General features: G+C 43.9%; 15 protein-coding genes. 4 read left to right on the top strand and 11 right to left on the bottom strand.

The genetic code is table 11. From position 1 onward, the window contains the following. Window positions 1–14 precede the first annotated feature (14 nt). The 11 genes from ABE28_RS23535 to ABE28_RS23585 all read right to left on the bottom strand — a co-directional run bounded on the left by ABE28_RS23535 (window position 15) and on the right by ABE28_RS23585 (window position 13,392). Window positions 15–959, bottom strand: a complete 945-nt coding sequence (locus ABE28_RS23535; RefSeq protein WP_064466995.1) for an ABC transporter permease — start codon at window positions 957–959, stop codon at window positions 15–17. A 1-nt stretch (window position 960) separates the two neighbouring features. Then, complete coding sequence (locus ABE28_RS23540; RefSeq protein WP_064466994.1) at window positions 961–2,442, bottom strand: sugar ABC transporter ATP-binding protein; 1,482 nt, start codon at window positions 2,440–2,442, stop codon at window positions 961–963. A gap of 18 nt (window positions 2,443–2,460) precedes the next feature. Further along, window positions 2,461–2,853, bottom strand: coding sequence for a D-ribose pyranase (rbsD, locus tag ABE28_RS23545; RefSeq protein WP_064466993.1), 393 nt, complete (start codon window positions 2,851–2,853; stop codon window positions 2,461–2,463). Further along, window positions 2,850–3,734: a ribokinase gene (gene rbsK / locus ABE28_RS23550; protein ID WP_064466992.1), complete on the bottom strand. Its 885-nt coding sequence runs from the start codon at window positions 3,732–3,734 to the stop codon at window positions 2,850–2,852. The genes rbsD and rbsK overlap by 4 nt, the downstream gene beginning before the upstream one ends. Next, window positions 3,731–4,717, bottom strand: coding sequence for a LacI family DNA-binding transcriptional regulator (locus tag ABE28_RS23555; protein WP_064466991.1), 987 nt, complete (start codon window positions 4,715–4,717; stop codon window positions 3,731–3,733). The genes rbsK and ABE28_RS23555 overlap by 4 nt, the downstream gene beginning before the upstream one ends. A 284-nt stretch (window positions 4,718–5,001) precedes the next feature. Continuing rightward, window positions 5,002–6,822 (bottom strand): IucA/IucC family protein, encoded by a 1,821-nt coding sequence (locus ABE28_RS23560; RefSeq protein ID WP_064466990.1) that lies wholly within the window; start codon window positions 6,820–6,822, stop codon window positions 5,002–5,004. Window positions 6,823–6,844: 22 nt separating this feature from the next. Then, a complete protein-coding gene (locus tag ABE28_RS23565; protein ID WP_064466989.1) occupies window positions 6,845–8,173 on the bottom strand; it encodes a lysine N(6)-hydroxylase/L-ornithine N(5)-oxygenase family protein in 1,329 nt (442 codons plus the stop codon). Further along, window positions 8,148–8,732 carry a GNAT family N-acetyltransferase gene (locus tag ABE28_RS23570; protein WP_064466988.1) on the bottom strand — a complete coding sequence of 195 codons (585 nt, stop codon included), beginning with the start codon at window positions 8,730–8,732 and terminating at the stop codon, window positions 8,148–8,150. Before ABE28_RS23570 ends, ABE28_RS23565 begins: the two co-directional genes overlap by 26 nt. Next, window positions 8,722–10,524 (bottom strand): IucA/IucC family protein, encoded by a 1,803-nt coding sequence (locus ABE28_RS23575; RefSeq protein WP_064466987.1) that lies wholly within the window; start codon window positions 10,522–10,524, stop codon window positions 8,722–8,724. Before ABE28_RS23575 ends, ABE28_RS23570 begins: the two co-directional genes overlap by 11 nt. A gap of 2 nt (window positions 10,525–10,526) precedes the next feature. Then, window positions 10,527–12,035, bottom strand: a complete 1,509-nt coding sequence (locus tag ABE28_RS23580; RefSeq protein ID WP_064466986.1) for a pyridoxal phosphate-dependent decarboxylase family protein — start codon at window positions 12,033–12,035, stop codon at window positions 10,527–10,529. 4 nt (window positions 12,036–12,039) lie between these two features. Next, complete coding sequence (locus ABE28_RS23585) at window positions 12,040–13,392, bottom strand: aspartate aminotransferase family protein (protein ID WP_064466985.1); 1,353 nt, start codon at window positions 13,390–13,392, stop codon at window positions 12,040–12,042. Between the two features lie 258 nt (window positions 13,393–13,650). Between ABE28_RS23585 and ABE28_RS23590 the strand changes: the two genes are divergently transcribed. From ABE28_RS23590 to ABE28_RS23605, 4 genes are all read left to right on the top strand, one after another. Beyond that, window positions 13,651–14,334: a polyphosphate polymerase domain-containing protein gene (locus ABE28_RS23590; RefSeq protein ID WP_064466984.1), complete on the top strand. Its 684-nt coding sequence runs from the start codon at window positions 13,651–13,653 to the stop codon at window positions 14,332–14,334. 32 nt (window positions 14,335–14,366) lie between these two features. Continuing rightward, on the top strand, window positions 14,367–15,062 hold the full coding sequence (locus tag ABE28_RS23595) for a DUF4956 domain-containing protein (RefSeq protein WP_064466983.1): 696 nt from the start codon (window positions 14,367–14,369) through the stop codon (window positions 15,060–15,062). A gap of 36 nt (window positions 15,063–15,098) precedes the next feature. Beyond that, window positions 15,099–16,808: a CotH kinase family protein gene (locus ABE28_RS23600; protein ID WP_064466982.1), complete on the top strand. Its 1,710-nt coding sequence runs from the start codon at window positions 15,099–15,101 to the stop codon at window positions 16,806–16,808. A 771-nt stretch (window positions 16,809–17,579) separates the two neighbouring features. Then, window positions 17,580–19,061 (top strand): alpha-amylase, encoded by a 1,482-nt coding sequence (locus ABE28_RS23605; protein ID WP_064466981.1) that lies wholly within the window; start codon window positions 17,580–17,582, stop codon window positions 19,059–19,061. The last annotated feature ends 95 nt before the right edge of the window (window positions 19,062–19,156 follow it).

Below are 19,156 nucleotides of genomic sequence, written 5' to 3' on the forward strand. Positions count from 1 at the left end.
TATTACACCTCTGCTTATGATTTTTTACGGTCAAGTAAGACCGCGATTAATATAACTGCACCTTTTACCACTTGTTGGTAGAAAGAGGATACACCAAGTAAATTCATGCCATTATTCAACGTGCCGATGATCAGGACACCCACGAGCGTGCCGAACAATCGCCCTTTACCACCTGATAGGCTCGTCCCGCCAAGCACAACGGCTGCAATGGCATCCATTTCATAGGATTGCCCTGCCGTTGGCTGTGCCGAATTCAGGCGGGAGGTTAAAATGGCGCCGGCAATGGCAGCCATCGTACCTGCCAGCCCATAAATGGCCACCTTCACGCGATCGACTTTAATCCCGGATATACGGGAAGCCTTTTCATTTCCACCAATGGCATACGTTTTGCGGCCAAACGATGTTTTATGAAGCAGGAACCATAGGATGAAAAAGGCAATGATCATCACGACCGCCGGTACCGGCAAACCTAGGAAGTACCCTCTCCCAAGCATTTGGAACGAGACCGAATCACCAATGCCCGTTATCGGCTTTCCATCGGTATAAACGAGCGTCAAGCCACGGAAAATCGTCATCGTAGCCAGTGTAACGATGAAAGGAGCCATTTTTCCTTTTGATATGAGAATTCCATTGATTACACCCATTATTGTACCCAGTAGTACGCCTACCAATATTGCAAGGATCGGGTCCAATCCAGAAACCATCATGCCAGCCATAAGTGCGCTGGATAATGCCAGAATGGAACCGACGGATAAGTCGATGCCCCCTGTCAATATGATGAAAGTCATCCCGAATGCGATAAGCGCATTGATGGAGGTTTGACGCAATAGATTCAAGATATTGTTCGGTTCCATGAATGATGGATTTAATACGGTTATTACGATAAATAATAGGAACAAGGCGAGTAACGGACCGAATTTTTGCCAGATCCCGCTTTTTCCTGTAGCCTCAAGTTTCATCCTAATTCCCCCCTGTCGCCAATGCCATAATTTTTTCTTGTGTCGCTTCCTGCTTTAACAATTCCCCTGCGATTTCACCTTCGTGAACGACAAGGATCCTATCACTCATTCCAACGATTTCCGGAAGTTCAGAAGAAACCATGATGATGGCAATCCCCCGCTCCGTCAATTCATGCATCAATTCATAAATTTCCCGTTTTGCGCCAACATCGATTCCCCTTGTAGGCTCATCCATAATTAATACCTTCGGGGAGGTGCCGATCCATTTCGCGATGACGACTTTTTGCTGATTACCCCCGGAAAGGGTGCCGATGATCGTTTCCGCAGAGGATGTCTTTACATGAAGTCGTTTGATCATCATATCTGCAAAGTTTTTCTCATCCTCCGTTTTCACGAGCCCGCTTGGAGCAAAGCTCTTCAAATTGGGCAAACCGATATTTTCCCTTATTGAAAAATCGAGGATCAGCCCCTCTTCTTTACGGTTTTCCGTAATGAACGCCAAACCGTGCCGTACCGCATCCGCCGGTTTTCGTATGGCAACCCTCTTGCCCTCAACGGTAATCTCACCGCGATCTATTTGGTCGACACCGAAAAGGGCGCGCATGATTTCCGTTCTGCCTGCTCCCATCAATCCGGCTACACCCACAATTTCACCTTGCCGGATTGCAAAATTGATATCTTCAAACATCCCTTTTTTCGTTAATCCTTTTACTTCAAGGACTACATCGCCAAGATCCGCATGACGATGAGGGAACCGATCCTCCAGCTCCCGACCGACCATTTTTTGTACGACTTCATCGAAATTCGTATCGACGATTCTTTTCGTATCGACGGTTTTACCATCACGCATGACGGTGATCCTATCGCAAATGGCGAATATTTCCTCCATCCGATGAGAGATATAAACAAGGGATACGCCCTTTTGGGTAAGGCCCTTCATCACTTCAAAAAGCTTTTCGATTTCCCTATCGGTCAATGCTGCGGTCGGTTCGTCCATGATGATGACCTCCGCCTCCGTCATTAGCGCCTTGGCAATTTCGATCATTTGCTGTTCACCTACGGAACAAAGGCCGGCTTCCTTATCGAAGGGAAGTGATATATTAAGCGTTTTAAAAACTTCTTTTGCACGCGCTTTCATTTGTTTCGACTTTAGGACACCTAACTTATTGACCATTTCCTTGCCGATGAATAGGTTCTCCAACACGGTCATTTCCGGCCAAATATTCAGTTCCTGACGGATAAAGGCCATCCCCGCTTCTTCCGCTTCCTTTGAATCCTTGAATGAGGTTTCATTGCCGTTAATCTCGATCGTTCCTTGATCCTGTTTATGAAGACCAGTCAAAATGTTCATCAAGGTTGATTTACCTGCTCCATTTTCCCCCATGAGCGCATGTACCTCACCAGCCTCCAACGAAAATTGAACACCCTCCAATACCTTATTTTGACCAAATGCCTTATATATATCGTGCATTTCGATTTGCATGGCTCTTCACCTCTTTCTTTAAAAGAATACTCCAGACTGCAAAATGCAATTCGAATACGGCGTCGTCTCCCCAGTGCGGATGATCGCTTTCGCTTTACCAGTCAGCTTCTTGAACTCCTCATGTGAAACATATTCAATCGCTTCGCCGAATTGCTGCTCCATATATTGATGCTGTCCTGAATTTTTCTCTTTCACTTCAGTAGCGGCAATGACCTTTTCAATGACCATATCTTCCTGAACGGCCTCGATGACAGCTTGAAACGATGGGGTCCCGGGAGTCAGTGCTAAGTCTATTTTAATGACTCCCGATGGAACCGGCAGCCCGGCGTCACCTACAACTATATAATCCGTATGACCAAGGTCGGCAAGGACCTTGGCTATCGAACTATTGATGATTCCTAGACGTTTCATGCTTCAAGGCCCCTTTCGACTTCCTCCCTATGCGGCATGCCGCCTTGGGCCCCTAACTTCGTCACTGAAATGGAAGCTGCCCGGTTAGCGAAAATCAAACATTCGTCAAAGCTTTTCCCTTCTGCAACGGCCACCGCAAAAGCTGCGTTGAATGTATCGCCAGCACCAGTCGTATCCACCGCTTCCACCACAAAGCTTGAAACGACCTTTTCTTCATGGCCGTCAAAATATCGGACGCCATTTTTTCCTTCTGTAATGAATAACTTATTCGGATGCTCAGTCAGGACCTCAGCTCGATCTCTCCCATTGAAAAGTATTTCGAATTCATGTTCATTGGGCGTCAGGAATGCTGACTGGTGAATGACAGCCTCGCTTAGCTTGCGGGCAGGAGCTGGGTTCAAGAGCAATCTTTTATTGAGTGTTTTGCACAATTCAGCAAGATATTCGACCGTCTCCTCCGGTATTTCCTGCTGAACCATGATGATATCCGCATCCTCTATGACTTTTTGGGCCTTTTGCACATAATCGGGTGTAATGAAATCATTTGCACCTTTAACGACGATTATGCTGTTATCTCCTTCGGAAAGGATAATATGTGCCGTACCGGAGGCCGAACCTGTAACCGGTTCCACATAGTCCGTATTCACGCGATTTTTTTTCAAATTTTCTAAAATGATTTCTCCATAAAAATCATCTCCTACACATCCAATCATGGATACATCTGCTCCAAGACGAGCTGCTGCCACTGCCTGATTGGCTCCTTTACCTCCTGGGACCGTGATAAATGAATCTCCTAAAACCGTTTCCCCAGCTTTTGGACGCTTGGCTGATGTCACCACTAAATCCATTGAAGAGCTACCTACCACTGCAATTTTAATCACGGCTTTTCCACCTTTCTTCTCGTTGTTTGTCTTTCCACAAAAGAAACAGGTAGCTTCTTATGTGTTTCTGCTATCTTTTCTTGATTGATTTTCCTGATTAACATTTCCGCAGCTTGTGCACCCATCTCATAGGCTGGCTGGCGAATGGTCGACAGCGGTGGGTGCAATAACGCCGTGAATGCGATATCATCATAGCCGATCAATTGAATATCCTCCGGAATCCGGATTCCCCGTTTCAAGATTTCCTGAAGGGCCGCAGCTGCGACAATATCATTGCAAGCGATGATTCCATCCGTATTCGGATACTGCTCGAAAAGCTGCCGCACACAGCTTTGTCCTCCTTGAAGGGTGAGGGATGAGTCCATGACCTGCACATTCACCTTTGCTTGTGTCAATTCCTCCAATGCAGCCGTGTACCGTTCATATACAGGCTTTATTTCCACCGGTCCCCTGATCAGGACGATATTTGTACTGCCTCGATCGAGCAATACACGTGCTGCCAGCCTGCCGCCCGTCTTTTGGTCGGAATAGACGGCTGGCAATTTCTCTGCCGTTCGGTCAAGAAGGACGACCGGGATTTCCAGGTTATCAAAATTTTCATTGGCCTCTTCACTCGTCGAAGCAATCATGCCCACTACATTATTCTGTAGAAAGGTGTCGATATATTCTATTTCCTTATCTCTCTTCTCATCACTATTCCCGAATATCAGCCGATACCCAAATTGCTGTAAGTAATCCTCGACACCCCTTGCCATTTCCGGGAAGAAAGGATTCGTAATGTCCGGTAAGATCAAGCCAACCAATTTGGATTTACGGTTATAGAGGGACCTTGCCACTTCATTCGGTTTATAATTCAGTTTTTCAACAGCCGCCATGACGACCTTCCTTGTGTCCTCATGGGCATAACCGCTGCCATTCATGACTCTAGAAACCGTTGCAACGGAAACCCCAGCTTCCTTTGCAACCTCCCGAATAGTTGCCACCGTATCCACCTCAATAATTTGTGTAACCGTTTACATATAGCTTATCACCAAATTATCTGCACGGCAAGTTTTATTCTTAAGATAATTTTTAGGTAATTGAAACCAAAACTTATGATTGCCCGATTCTGAAGATTTCAGTAATTTGTGATGAGATATTGTACATTGGTGACGTTGCCTTCCGCTCCAGGCACGCGCTTTCGAGCGGTGTGAACGATTCCCCTACTGCCTTCAAATCCAATAACAAAGCAAAATGCTGGCCCAATGGTTTTGAGCCAGCATAGTGATTAAATGGATTTGGCAGGTAGCTTTTCGTATAGAGCATTTTTGACGTATCCGAACTCTGATGCGTGCGGACGATCTTCGCCATCACCATACCCATATTGAAGCATCCTGTTTCTGTTTAAACAGAGCTTCGTTAATTTCGGGGCAAAGAAATCGAATAGGTCGAAACGGTCCTGCAACTGCGGAAACTTTTGCTGATGTGCAAGGATTGCTTTCGTGACGCCTTCCCAAAAGACATCCTCATTCAATAATTGCCTTTTCATCAGGAGCGTGGACAAGTAACGGAAATGACAAATAAAGAGTCCCGTGAAAATGAATTGAACGAGACCTTCAGGCGGCTCGCACCTTAGTACCTTTTTTAGATCATCAGGAAGTTCGCTCAATTCAGGAAGCGGCTGATCACTTATATTCACGTCATCTACAAAATCCTTGATTGCCAGCCTATGCGGCTTGTAATCCTTCAAAACTAAAATCGTATTTTGGCCATGTGGTGAAAAAACAACTCCGTATTGATAAATGAAATGTAATAACGGAGAAAGGATGACCTCGAATAGTTGGTCCGTCCATTCTGCAGCGGTTAACCCTGACTTTTCGATCAGGCTTTCAACATACGGCTTGCCTTCGTGGTCCACATGCAGGAGCGACGCTAACGTAATGGGCTTCTCGCCTTCCCCCATATAACTGTATATGCTTTCGCGCCAAATGCCGCCAAGCATCTCTAAGTATTGATAAGGTACGTTTTTTAGCTTTGAGAAATAGGGGTGATCGACATTTAGACTGGCGATTTCACCAGGAAGCACCACTTTGCATTCTTCTTTTAAATAGCGATCATTATCGTAAATGTTCTTAATATACTCCGTGATTTTTGGAGCAATGACCGTACGTTCTGCTGGCAATCCGCGATAGACGAGCGTATTTAAAATGCTCATTGGCAGCTTGACGTGGTGCTTGTTCTTATTGGACATATTAACGAAGGTCCGGATCGACTGTTGCGGCAGATAATCATCTGGGCCATTTCCTAAAGCCACGATCAATCCCTTCGCCAAATCATCTGTGAAATTCTGGATGATGATATTCTTCCATTGCCATTCATGAATCGGCAGGTAATAGTAGTCTTTCTCTTCTAAGCCCTTCTCTCCCAATCTATCAGCAAAAACGTTACGGGTTTTCCTATCCAGTTCATTTTCCATCAATTGTTTATAGTCCAAGGTTTCAATGGAATTGAAAGCGGCTCTTGTTTTATGGACGGCGATCCATGATAGCTGAATTTTCTCCTGATTTTCCGGGGCATACTTCAAATAATCATCATAACCGAATCCAATTCTCCCCTTATTATAGGCGATCCAAGGGTGCCCGCTCATTTCTCCCTCAAGCCATGCGTAATCCAGCTCGACCAACTCATCAGCGCTTTTTCCAGGTTTGGCTAGCAGTTGCAGGTCGGCTAATAATGTATGATTAAATTCCTTAATCAAATGGCCGGTTGTTTCTGCCGTCATCCCAATCAGCGGCTGAAGATCCAAAATGAATTGAATGGCATCATCGGCCAGTGTTGCTTCTCCAGTTGCCGATTCATAGACTGAAATCGAATCAGCTCGAACTTCATAGCTGTCAAATAGGCGCGGCCATGCTAAAAATCGATATGATATATCTTCATTTATCTTTAGCTCATATAAGTTTCCTGCTGCTGCATCTTCCATCAAGACAGCTGGATGGATCATATCCTCATACATATATTCGGAGATCATTTTGGCGAGCAGGCTTTGGTTTACGATCGACCAACTTTTTTTCGTAGCCGCCTGTTCCACTTCATTTATGAATTGCATACACTGACTCCCCTTCACTCTATTAATAGGCCGCGACCGGCGTTTTTACACGGAATGATTGAAAAGCTCCTTTTGGTTCGGCTGGATACACGTCCCTACCCGCTATTCGGTTAATGATAATCGAATTCCTGAATGCCCCAAGCCCTAAATCCGGTGCACCTACACCATGCGTATGTATCTCTCCGTTTTGGATGAAAAGGTGATTGGGAGTAGGAACGGTTGTACCGATCCGGTAGTCCTGGGTTATTTCCAGACGACCAAGTTCATCACGGACAATGAGGTCTTCCATGCCATCAAGAAAGGCAGGAACGGTCGATTTATATCCTGTTCCGAATACGATCGCCTCTGTATCCACATTAAAGTCGCTTTCTTCGACCCATTGATGACATTTCAATGTCCATCCGCCATCAGAGGGTTTCAAGGAGGAAACTTCAGTCATTGCCCTAAGCTCAATGTCAAGCTCGGCATTTCCAATTGATTTCTCATATATTTTGTCGAAGATCGATGCAATCGTCGTCGCACTTATTCCTTTATACAAAAGGTCCTGTTTTGGCAGAATTTCATCCTTCTTCTCCTGCGGCAGGCGATAAAAGAAATCGAGATAATCCGGAGTGAAGTATTCCAAGCCAAGTTTTGAATATTCCATTGGGAAAAATCCTTTTGACCTTGTATACCAATTCAGTTGGTACCCATGATTTTCTTGCTCATTCAACAGATCCTCGAACACCTCGGCTGCACTCTGGCCCGAACCGACAACCGTTATTGATTTTTTGTTCAAGATATTTTCCTTATTCCGCAAGTAATCGGCAGAATGCAGGATGCTATCTCCTATAAATGAACTAAATGCAGAGGGCACCGCAGGGGCGCTTCCGATTCCCAATACAACATGACGGCTATGATACACCTCAACCTGCCGGGTTTGTTCATCCCTTACATGTATTCGGTAAATCGGCTCTTCTTGATCCTTTATATACTCGATCGTTTCCACCGCTTTTCCAAAGCGGCAGCTATCGAGTTGATTGGCCGTCCAGCGACAATAGTCGTTATATTCCTTCCGTGGGATCAGGAACTTTTCAAGAAAGTAGAAATGATAAAGCCGGTCATGCTGCTGTAGATAATTCAAGTAACTATATTTGCTTGTCACATCTGCCATGCTAACTAAATCAGCAAAGAATGGCACCTGCAACGTCGTTCCCTCGAGCAGCATCCCTTCATGCCAATTAAACTCCTGCTTCCTTTCAAAAAAGAGAGCATTCAGTTCTGGAGTTTTTTCCAATAGGGCGGCTAGCCCAAGATTGAAAGGACCGATTCCGACCCCGATCACATCATAGGTAAATCGTTGCTTCTCCATATTTCCACTTCCTTTCGAAGTTCTCACGCGTGCAAGCCATAAGCAAACCGGTCTTATCTGGAAGTTCAATTTCTTTCATTGGAGTGAACCCACATTTTTCAAACAGATGAATCATCTTTTTGTTTCTAATATCTGGTTCGGCCATCACCTTTTTGGTACTGGAAGTGAGGAGTTGGTATTTCACCATCGACCGTAAAAATGGCAAAGCCAGCCCTTTTCCAAGGTATTCAGGATTGCCAATGAGCAAATGAATTCCCTGGTCCCCCTCCTCGGCATCATAATAGTCTTCAATGATATCGCCTTTTACCCAATACGACTCCCAATAGCTCATTGGTGTTTCATCGAGGCACCCTAAATATAGTGTTTGATGTGAATCAGCCAATGCCTTTTGTAAATGGCGCGAAAATTTTTCCTTTGTGAAATTCAAATTCCAATAGGGTATCACATGTTCTTCATGCATCCAACCGTGCAGCGTATCGATATCCCTATCAAATTCAACTTTGACAAATGATAGCAACTGACGATGGTCTTTCAGCATTTCTTCATAACTATTTTTCATTGGCAGCCAAGACCCCTTGTGCAAATGGATTTTCGATGGTCGTATAGACGGATTGGGTTTCCAGTGAACCCACCAGCTCGTCCAAGTCATGAAAACGTGTCAGTAAATTCGCTTTACATGGTAGTTTTCGTTCTTGAAGCAGCCTGGAAACAACTCGATTCAACCCTTCATCATCACTCATGGCATTGATCGATTCCAATTGTTCCTGGACGATTTGCAGTAATGCCTGTTCCGAAGCCAGTCCCTCTGTACCGAAATTGTTGATCACTCCCAATATGTGATTGAAGAAAAAGTAGTATTGCAGCCTTTCTTCTGCAACTTCATCGGAACATATGGTAAAGCTTTTTTTGCTAAGCTCGGGAAGGATGCTATACAAGCGGTCCACCTTGGATTGGCAATAGTAATATCCTTGGTTATCACGGTAATGGAATATGGAAGGATACCCATTTTGAAGCTGGATGATGGAATTTTGCTGATGGGCCTCCAGAACGATTCCATACTTTTCAAATAACCAAAGCATTGGCTTCACTGTCATCGACAGATAGCTAGTGAACCAATCGATGCTCACATCTTCTGTCGTTCGGTTTTCATCAACGGACAATTGGCGGATGATCGCTGCCAGCCTGGAAGGTGCTCCAAAGGCATTATCCTGGCAAAGGCCGGCTATCAGACTGGTATGTTTATCGTCTTCAAAGAAAGGATTTTCCCTTATATCTACATCAAAGCCTGAGTCATGTTCTGTTGTTTTAATCGTTAAGTACGCAGGGTCCTTTATGACACGGAAGGCAGGATGGTGTTTTTTGAGGTCATCACCTAATTTCGAATCCAATAATCTCGCAATTTCCACACCGCGATCTAGTTCTTTTTGCAGATTCGCACGTAATGAATTCGTGATTTTGACCGGCACCGAAAACTTATACATATACCGGGATGAAGCACTATAGACCGTCCGGAATGAAGAAGTTGCCGTAAACTTTTTCCCTAGCGGACCTGCATGGATAAGCTGTCCTGACTCGATTAACCCCTTCACTTCATCTTTTTCGACAAGATCCTTTGCCTGAAGCGGATGTGCCGGAATAATGATATATTGGCTATCTTCATGGCAATACTTGTCACGGAATTCATTCGAAATTTCAGTGTCTGCCATTAATTCCGTTTTGATGATTTCACTTGCAGACAATGCTTCACTGGAGTCCTGGATGACGATTGCCGGCTCGGCCAAAAAGTAATGCAGCTGGAACTCGCCTTTTAATTCAGGTGAATAAATCGATTCATCCCGTTCCGAAATGCCTTGCTTACTTTTTGGAGTAGGATGGAGCAGATGACCAAGCAAGAGGGACTGTTCGGCCTCGATATATGTAAAGTCGCTGCTTTGAAGGGCGTCATAGTCTTCAAACCTGGCTTCAACATAGCGTTGGATATTTTGGCTGCTGAGGATGACGCGCAGCATCAGCTCCTCTTCGCTATCTGTTCTGCCATGCTCATTCAATAATTCCTTGGATATCGCGGAAACCATTGTCACGTAGTCCAATTCGCATACCTGCTTGGACGATGTTCGGTAATAGGCCGGGAAAGCGAAAATATGACGCCCTGTTTTCGACCAATACTTAAGTGGAACAAGCAAGGTAATATTTTGGGATGGGAGATTGCAAACGATTAAAGAATCCGGAACTGCCCCCTCCAATTCAGGCCAGTTCTTCGATTCTCCCAATCTGCCATTCCCGGTTTCCCTGAAATAACAATTCAGAAAGCTTTGCATCGTCGCCCTTTGGGCTATTTGCTTACTATTCATCTTCATTCCTCCATCATATTGAACATTTCACCTAGGATGCGAATCTCGTCTAGTATTTCTTTTATATCCTCAAGCGTTGTCATCGGATTCAGTAGGGTCATTTTTAAATAAACCTCTCCATTGAAACGGGTTTTCGCTAAAAATGCCCGTCCATTGTTCAATAGTTCCTGTTGGATCTGTTTATTTAACTGATCTGTTAACTGAGCACTTACTCCCTCTGGATCATAACGGAATACGACAGCATTCAATTCAGGATGCCTGTTCAATACACGGAATCCGGCCTCATCATCAATCATTGCCGCTGCGTCACGCGCAAGATGGCATGTATAGTCAATCATCTCACCAAAGGTATCCAGACCAACCACCTTTAATGACAGCCAAAGCTTCAAAGCGTCGAATCTTCTCGTCGTTTGAATCGATTTATTGACTAAGTGGACCATTCCTTCCGCTTCATCTTCCTCGGGATTCAAGTAATCGGCATGATGCTGGATATATTTAAAGTGGTCACGATCCGAGACAAGGAAGGCACCACAGCTTATTGGTTGATAGAATAGTTTATGAAAATCGACTGTAATGGAATCAGCTGCTTCCATTCCCTTTATCGATGCTTTGAAATCATGACTTAACATCATTGCGCCACCATATGCGGCATCCACATGCAGCCAGATCCCGTTCAACTTTGCAATTTCAGCCAATTCGGCCAATGGATCGATGGAACCGAAATCCGTTGTTCCGCACGTTGCAACAATGGCAAATGGAAGTAAATCCTGCTCCTTCAGCTTCTTCAGCTGATGGTTGATTTCATCGATGGATAGACGGTGTTTTGAATCCGTTTTAATCGTAATTACCGCCTGCTCACCAAGCCCCAGCTGTGCCGCCGATTTACGAACCGTAAAATGGGCGGCCTCCGAACATAAAATCCTTAGTTTTTTTGAATCGGCTGGCAGTCCTTGCTGTTGGACATCGACATTCCAGATACGCTTACAATAAGCGTCCCTGGCCAGCAACAGGCCCATATAATTGGATTGTGTACCTCCGCTTGTAAAAACCCCATCTGCTTGTTCCGGTAATCCTGCCTGATTGCACAGCCAATCGATTATTCGCTCTTCAACAAATGTTGCAGTCGAGCTTTGATCCCATGAATCCATCGATTGATTCAACGTACTGATGATCAACTCGGCAGCAACGGCAGGTATTAACGTCGGGCAATGCAGATGCCCGATACAGGTTGGGCTGTGTACATTCATGCTGTCATTGATCACAAATTCAGCTAGCTCGGCCGCGACCGACTCAAAGGTCTCCCCTTTTTGGGAAGTTATGGACAACTCATTTATCCTAGCTTCCAAATCGTGCGGTTTTTTACCAGAGTATGGTGAATTGTTCCCGTCTAAAAAGTGAATTAACGTGTTCTCCATGATTTTTAAAGACTGCGTGTAATTACGGATGCCTTCCTCGTTATTCAAGAAAAATGGAGCATAAGCAAAATCGGCTCTCTTTAATGTTTCAATCATCGCTTCAGCCCCTTGCTACCGCTGCATGGACAGCTTGTTCAAAGATTTCAGTAGCTTCTTGCAGCTGTTCTTCCGTCACGATCAATGGCGGTAAGAACCTCACTACACTTCCGTGTCTGCCTCCGACTTCTAAAATCAAACCTCTTTGGAAGCACTCCTGTTGAATCGCACTGGCAAGTTCGGAATTGGCTGGATGACTCCCATTTTGATTTTGCGCTTTTTGATGATCGACCATTTCAACACCAACCATTAGGCCGCGACCTCTGACATCGCCAATCTGTGGAAAATCCTTTTGCAAATCTTTGAGGATATCCTGTAACTTTTCACCCATCTTAGCTGCATGCTCAATAAGGTTGGCCTGTTTCATGAACTTTAAACTTGCAGTGCCTGCTGCCATAGCCAATTGGTTTCCGCGGAACGTACCAATATGTGCACCTGGAGTCCAGACATCCAAATCTTTATGATAGATCACGACAGATAACGGCAGGCTTCCGCCGATTGCTTTAGATAGGACAAGAACATCCGGTATGATCCCTGCATGTTCAAAGGCAAACATTTTGCCTGTGCGTCCTATACCTGATTGAACTTCATCAATGATAAGCGGGATGCCCTTCTCTTTTGTTATCCTTCTGATTTCCTTAAGCCAAGGGATCGGCGCAGGTATGGAACCTCCCTCCCCTTGCACGGCCTCTAAAATCATTCCCGCAGGAGCCAATAATCCGGATTCGGGATCATTCAGCAAATTTTCGATATATTGGCTGCTGATTTTATGACTATCCTCGCCGCCAATTCCGAAAGGACAGCGATATTGATATGGATATGGCAGGAATTGTACATCTGGCATCAACCCTTGCACCTTTTCCTTCGGTTTTGTATTTCCGCTGATTGACATCGTCGCGTGCGTTGCCCCGTGATAGGCACCTTGGAATGATAAAATGCCTCTGTTGCCTGTAGCGGTTTTAACTAACTTAAGTGCGGCCTCAATGGCATCGCCTCCAGTAGGGCCACAAAACTGGATTTTTGCATTTTTTCGGAATTCTTCAGGCAGCCATTCAAAAATTTCATCAATGAACTGCTCTTTTATCGGTGTAGTAAAGTCCAAAGTATGCAAGGGACTTTTATTTTTAAGAACTTTTTCCATTTCTTCAAGGACAGCCGGGTGATTGTGTCCAAGCGCTAATGTTCCGGCTCCGGCAAGAAAATCTATATATTTTTTCCCATCCATGTCTGTAAGGTAAATGCCTTCCGCTTTTTCGATGGCCATGGGTAATCTTCTAGGATATGAACGAGCGTTTGATTCCCTTGTGTTTTGCTGTTCCAGCAATTGATCATTTTTAGTAGTTGTGATAGTTGCCATAATGAGCCTCCTAGTATATTAACTGATAATAATTATCATTTTCAATTACACAATCTTCATTTTAATGACAATGATTATTATTCTCAATGAGTTAATTCACCCATTTTTCTTCTAATAAATACCAATAAAATTAAGAATAGGTTAAAAATGGGACATATTCTCCATGCATTTTTAAACATAAACACGCTCTTAAGGTTTTATTAAGATTGAGTTTATAAGCTGAAGGCTGACAATAATCATGAAAAAGGAGGAACGGCAATGAATGGTTTAAAGGGCAGGCGGGAGCTCAAACATGCAATCACCAAAGCGGATTGTCATTTATTAAGAAATAGCCTGCAAAACTTCATGACGCTCGATCCCCATGGGCAGGATGGGAGGTATTTAATTCGAAGTGTCTATTTCGATAACTTCGACAACAAAATCCTTCGGCAAAAAACAGAGGGATTCTATCATAGGGATAAGTTCAGGGCCAGGCTTTACGATCATAATACCGATTTCATCAATCTGGAAAAAAAGAGTAAACGGAATAACCTTACCTACAAACAGAAGTGCAGGCTTTCTGCCGCAGAATACGAACGGATCCGTTCAGGTGATATTGATTGGATGTCCAGCGATTCAAGATGTATCCTCAGGGACTTATACGTACAAATGACCCTCTTCCAAATCAAGCCTACAACCGTCGTTGACTATGAAAGGGAGGTTTTCATTTATGAGTACGGAAATGTGAGGGTCACCTTTGACAGTCACGTAAAAACGAGTTATCGGGATACGGACTTCCTCAATCCCGAATTAATCGTGGTCGATGCCATGGAACCGGATGTTATCATCCTGGAAATAAAGTTTGACGAATTTCTTCCGGATATCATCAAACAATTGTTATCCATCATCGATACTAGAAAAACAGCTTTTTCAAAATATCAGCTAAGCCGAAGATACGGCTGATAAGCAAAACATACGATTTGGAGGAACAGCAAATGGACACGACGACAACGAGCACCACGTTTAATGATATTTTCAAATCGAGCTTTTTGGACAAGACCGAGAGCTTTTCAATCATTGACTCCCTGATTGGATTACTGTTGGCATTTGCCATCGGATTGTTCATTTACGTCATATATAAAAAGACTTTTTCTGGTGTGATGTACTCACACAATTTCAACATTTCCCTCATCATCATGACAATGGCCACGGCTTTGATCATCATGGGCATATCAACTAATATCGTTATCTCCCTGGGCATGGTCGGTGCACTATCCATCGTGCGATTCAGAACACCGATCAAAGATCCCATGGACTTGGTCTTCTTATTCTGGGCAGCGGCCTCCGGTATTTTATGCGGCGCAGGATTAATTCCTCTCGTCATCATCGGTGCCATTTTGATAGGCATCGTCATGCTTATATTTGCCAATCGGATCACTATTGAAAATCCTTTTTTATTAATCGTTAAATATTCAGATGCTTCAATAGAAAAAAACTTGGAAGAAATGATATCCAGCAAGGTGAAAAAGCATTCGGTCAAATCGAAATCAGTCATGGCGGATAATAACCTCGAAGTGACATATGAAATCCGATTGAAAGATAATAATGCGGATTTCATTAATCAAGTAAAGGACATGAACAGCGTTCACTCTGCCATCATGTTGAGTTATGATGGCAACTTCACAGCTTGACGCATATGAAGGACGGCAGGAGGAAGGAGCCTAGGCATGTTAAAATCAAGATATGTTGCAGCGGCGATTGGATTATTGATCATGATTTTCATAGCAGTGATGTTCTTCCTTCCCCAACTTCAAGTTGAAAAAGCCACCAAAGGGAATACCTATACAGAATCTGTATTTGACCAAAGTAAGGTGACGAAGGTTGACATCACAGTAGCTGATGATGATTTGGATACCATCCTGGATAACCCATCTGAAAAGGAAATCGTTAACGCCGATGTAACGATAGATGGGGAGACGGTGAAAAATGTAGGTTTTCGCACCAAAGGAAATCTCTCCTTGAATTCCGTTGTTCAAATGGGCGATTCAGACCGTTATAGCTGGAAGATAGATTTCGATCATTATCAGGAAGATCAAGATTTACACGGCCTGAAAAAGTTGGCACTAAACAATAATTACAGCGATCCCACTTATATGAGAGAATACCTTTCCTATGAGTTAATGGAAAAGATGGGCATCGCGACACCAGGACATTCTTATATGTACGTGACCATCAACGGGAAGGAATGGGGCCTTTACTTAGGTGTGGAAGCAATAGAGGAAACCTTCCTAAATACCAACTTCGCTGATGGTACAGGCGATCTCTATTATCCTGATGGTACTGGAAGCGATTTAAAATGGATCAGCGAAGACATTGATGCTTACACAGGATTGAATCTGAAAACAAACGATCATTCGGACCAATCCGCCATGATCAACATGCTCGATGCCATCAATAATGAAGGCAATCTGGAGGAAGTACTGGATGTTGATGAAATGCTGCGCTACTTCGCAGCCAACACTGCCCTTGTCAATCTTGATCACTATCAAGGAGATAAAAAGCACAATTACTACCTATATGAAGAGAACGGGATCTTTTCGATACTGCCTTGGGACTATAATATGTCATTTGGCGGTTATTCCGGAGGCGGAGGGAGACAGGGAGGAGACACCAATCTAGAAAATCGAAATGAAGTGACTGCCAAGGACAATGATGCTGAGCAGGATGACACGAAGCTTCCTGAAGAAGCACCGAATATGAACGGTGGCAGAATGATGGATATGAGCTCCAATTTCATGAATGAGAATAACATCAACTTCAGCATCACAGAGCCTGTTTCAGGCACGTCCCTTGATGAACGCCCTTTATTGAAGGCCCTTCTTTCTAACGATGAATACCGTGAAAAATATTATGATTATCTAGACAGCATTGCCACAGATTTTTTCTCTAAAGAAAAAATGACAGCAATGACCTCCGAAATTACAACATTGATCACGCCATATGTGAAAAGTGATCCAACCAAGTTTTATACAATGAACGAGTTCATAGAAGCAACATCCGGTGAGGAAACCCTTGTTGAGTTCGCTTCTCAACGTGCTGAATCCATCTTGGCACAGCTTTCTGGAGACCTTGTTATCGAAGCTGAGGCAGAGAGCAGCATGGGCGTCAAGGCTCCTAATATGGGTGCTGAAGAACCTGGAGGCCTGCAAGCACCAAACATGGGCGGCGGCGGGGATATGCCCGCCATGCATCCCCCTGACATGAATCCCGGCGGGAATGGTTCACCACCTGATGTAAATGGGATGATGAACCAAAAGGGGCCGGGAAACAGCAGCTATTCCAAAGAAACGGTCATTCTATCTCTTGTGCTCCTAATCTTATTATTGGGCGCATTGGCTTTCGCCCAATTCTTTAGACGAAGGGGCAAAACTGGATAAGGACCACCCCCCCACATGAACAAGGCATCCCAAAGTATTCGGGATGCCTTGTTCATGTCGGCAAAATAGCTTCAACAAACGTTCATGACTTTGTAGATCGGAACGGAGGAGGCAAGAATCGCCCGCGGATAGGGAGTGCCTGCAGGGGTGACGGACGTAGTTCAAATCCTTCAAAACCACGGGCGCTAAATCAGCGGGACTCTTTTAATTTCTTAGTTTTATAAACAAGGAAAATTAATGCACATACAACATATATCCCAACATATACAGCAGGTGACTCTTCCGAAATTAACCAATAAGTACAAAAGGCAATTAATATAAGATACATTATTAAATCAACCATTTTAGATTTCACTGTTTTGCTCCTATTATAAAGTTTTTATTAACAAATTATAAAAAATATACAAATATATGTATTATAAAGGTCCTTATAAGTATATTCAATAGTATGTATAAAAAAACCATGGGCAATGATTACAAATGAAATCTCCTAATATCGGGAAGAAGGATAATACCTTCGATTTATGTCGCAACTCCTTGAATATTCGACAATTTTTTATATGAATGGCCGGCCATTAAAATATTTTTAACCGCCGCTCAATATAATTTACCCTTATTTGGTATAAAATAGTAAAATATAAAGACAAATGAACCTCCAGAGGATTATCTACTTGTTTACCATTTGAATATAAAGGGTAAAGATTTCCATTATTAGTTTATCCGATCGTTAAGTATTAATGCCAAAACGCGTCGGTGTCAGGGGGGGAACGGATGAAAAGAAATCATACGATGATGCAATTTTTCGAGTGGCATCTTGAGGCAGATGGTTCACATTGGGACAGATTGAAATATGCGGCCTCCAAGTTGAAGGATACAGGTATTGATTGTGTTTGGCTTCCGCCCGTTACCAAAGGGCAGTCCATTGGTGATAATGGTTATGGAATATATGACGGGTACGATTTAGGCGAGTTTGACCAAAAAGGAACGATCCGTACCAAATATGGGACAAAAGAAGAACTGCACCAAGCAATCGCCACCTGTCATAATTACGGACTTTGCGTCTACATCGATTTAGTCATGAATCACAAAGCTGGCGCTGATGGAACCGAGAAATTCGAAGTCATTGAGGTCAATCCGGAAAACCGCATGGAAGATATATCAGAGCCATTCGAAATCGAAGGCTGGACGACATTCGACTTTCCGGGACGTAATAACCAATACTCTGATTTCAAGTGGAACCATGAACATTTCAACGGGACTGACTATGATGCCGAAAACGACAAAATGGGTGTCTACCGGATAACAGGGGAAAACAAACACTGGAACAAGCACGTCATTGATGAATTCGGCAACTACGATTATTTAATGTTCGCGAATATCGATTACAGCCTGCCGGAAGTCCGCCAGGAAATGATTACTTGGGGAAAGTGGATGGTTGATACATTAAAATGTGATGGCTTCCGCTTGGATGCAGTGAAGCATATTGATTATGAATTCATTAATGACTTTTTACAAGAACTCATTCCTTATACAAACGAACATTTTTTCATGGTCGGCGAGTTTTGGAAGGCCGATGTTAAAGCTTGTCAAAATTATTTGGAGCAAACCAATCATGACCTCAATTTGTTCGATGTTTCCCTGCATTATAAATTTCACGAGGCCTCAAACGCAGGATCTGACTTCGATCTCTCAACCATCTTTGATGATACCCTCGTTAAAACCAATCCGGAACAGGCTGTCACCTTTGTCGACAACCATGACTCCCAGCCTCATGAATCACTGGAATCGTGGGTGAAGGATTGGTTTAAACCATCTGCATATGCCTTAATCCTGCTTAGGCTTTGCGGATATCCCTGTGTCTTCTATGGGGACTATTACGGAATTGGCGGCCCTTCTCCGGTCCCAGGCAAAAAGGATATATTGGATCGCCTTTTGCATGCCAGGTATGAAAAAGCGTATGGGGAACAGAAGGACTATTTTGATGACCCAAATACAGTAGGCTGGGTCCGTTTAGGGGTCGACGAGCTGCAAGGCTCGGGGTGTGCCATCATTGTCAGCAATGCAGATAACAACAGCGAAAAAAGAATGTTCGTGGGTGAACACCGTGCTGGCGAAATCTGGACTGATTTAACTTTTCACCGAGATGATCACATCACCATTGAAGAAGACGGCTACGCGACCTTTCCCGTACATGGAAAGAGCGTATCTGTTTGGGCCTTGAATGATACGCCGCTTGGAGCGGCACAAAGCTGACATTCCGATATAGACAAGAACAGCATGCCGGTACCTGCATGCTGTTTTCGTGCTGAAAAATCTAAATTTTCCCACGCTTCCCGCATCCAACTACT

It is taken from the genome of Peribacillus muralis, from assembly GCF_001645685.2.
GTDB classification, from domain to species: domain Bacteria; phylum Bacillota; class Bacilli; order Bacillales; family DSM-1321; genus Peribacillus; species Peribacillus muralis_A.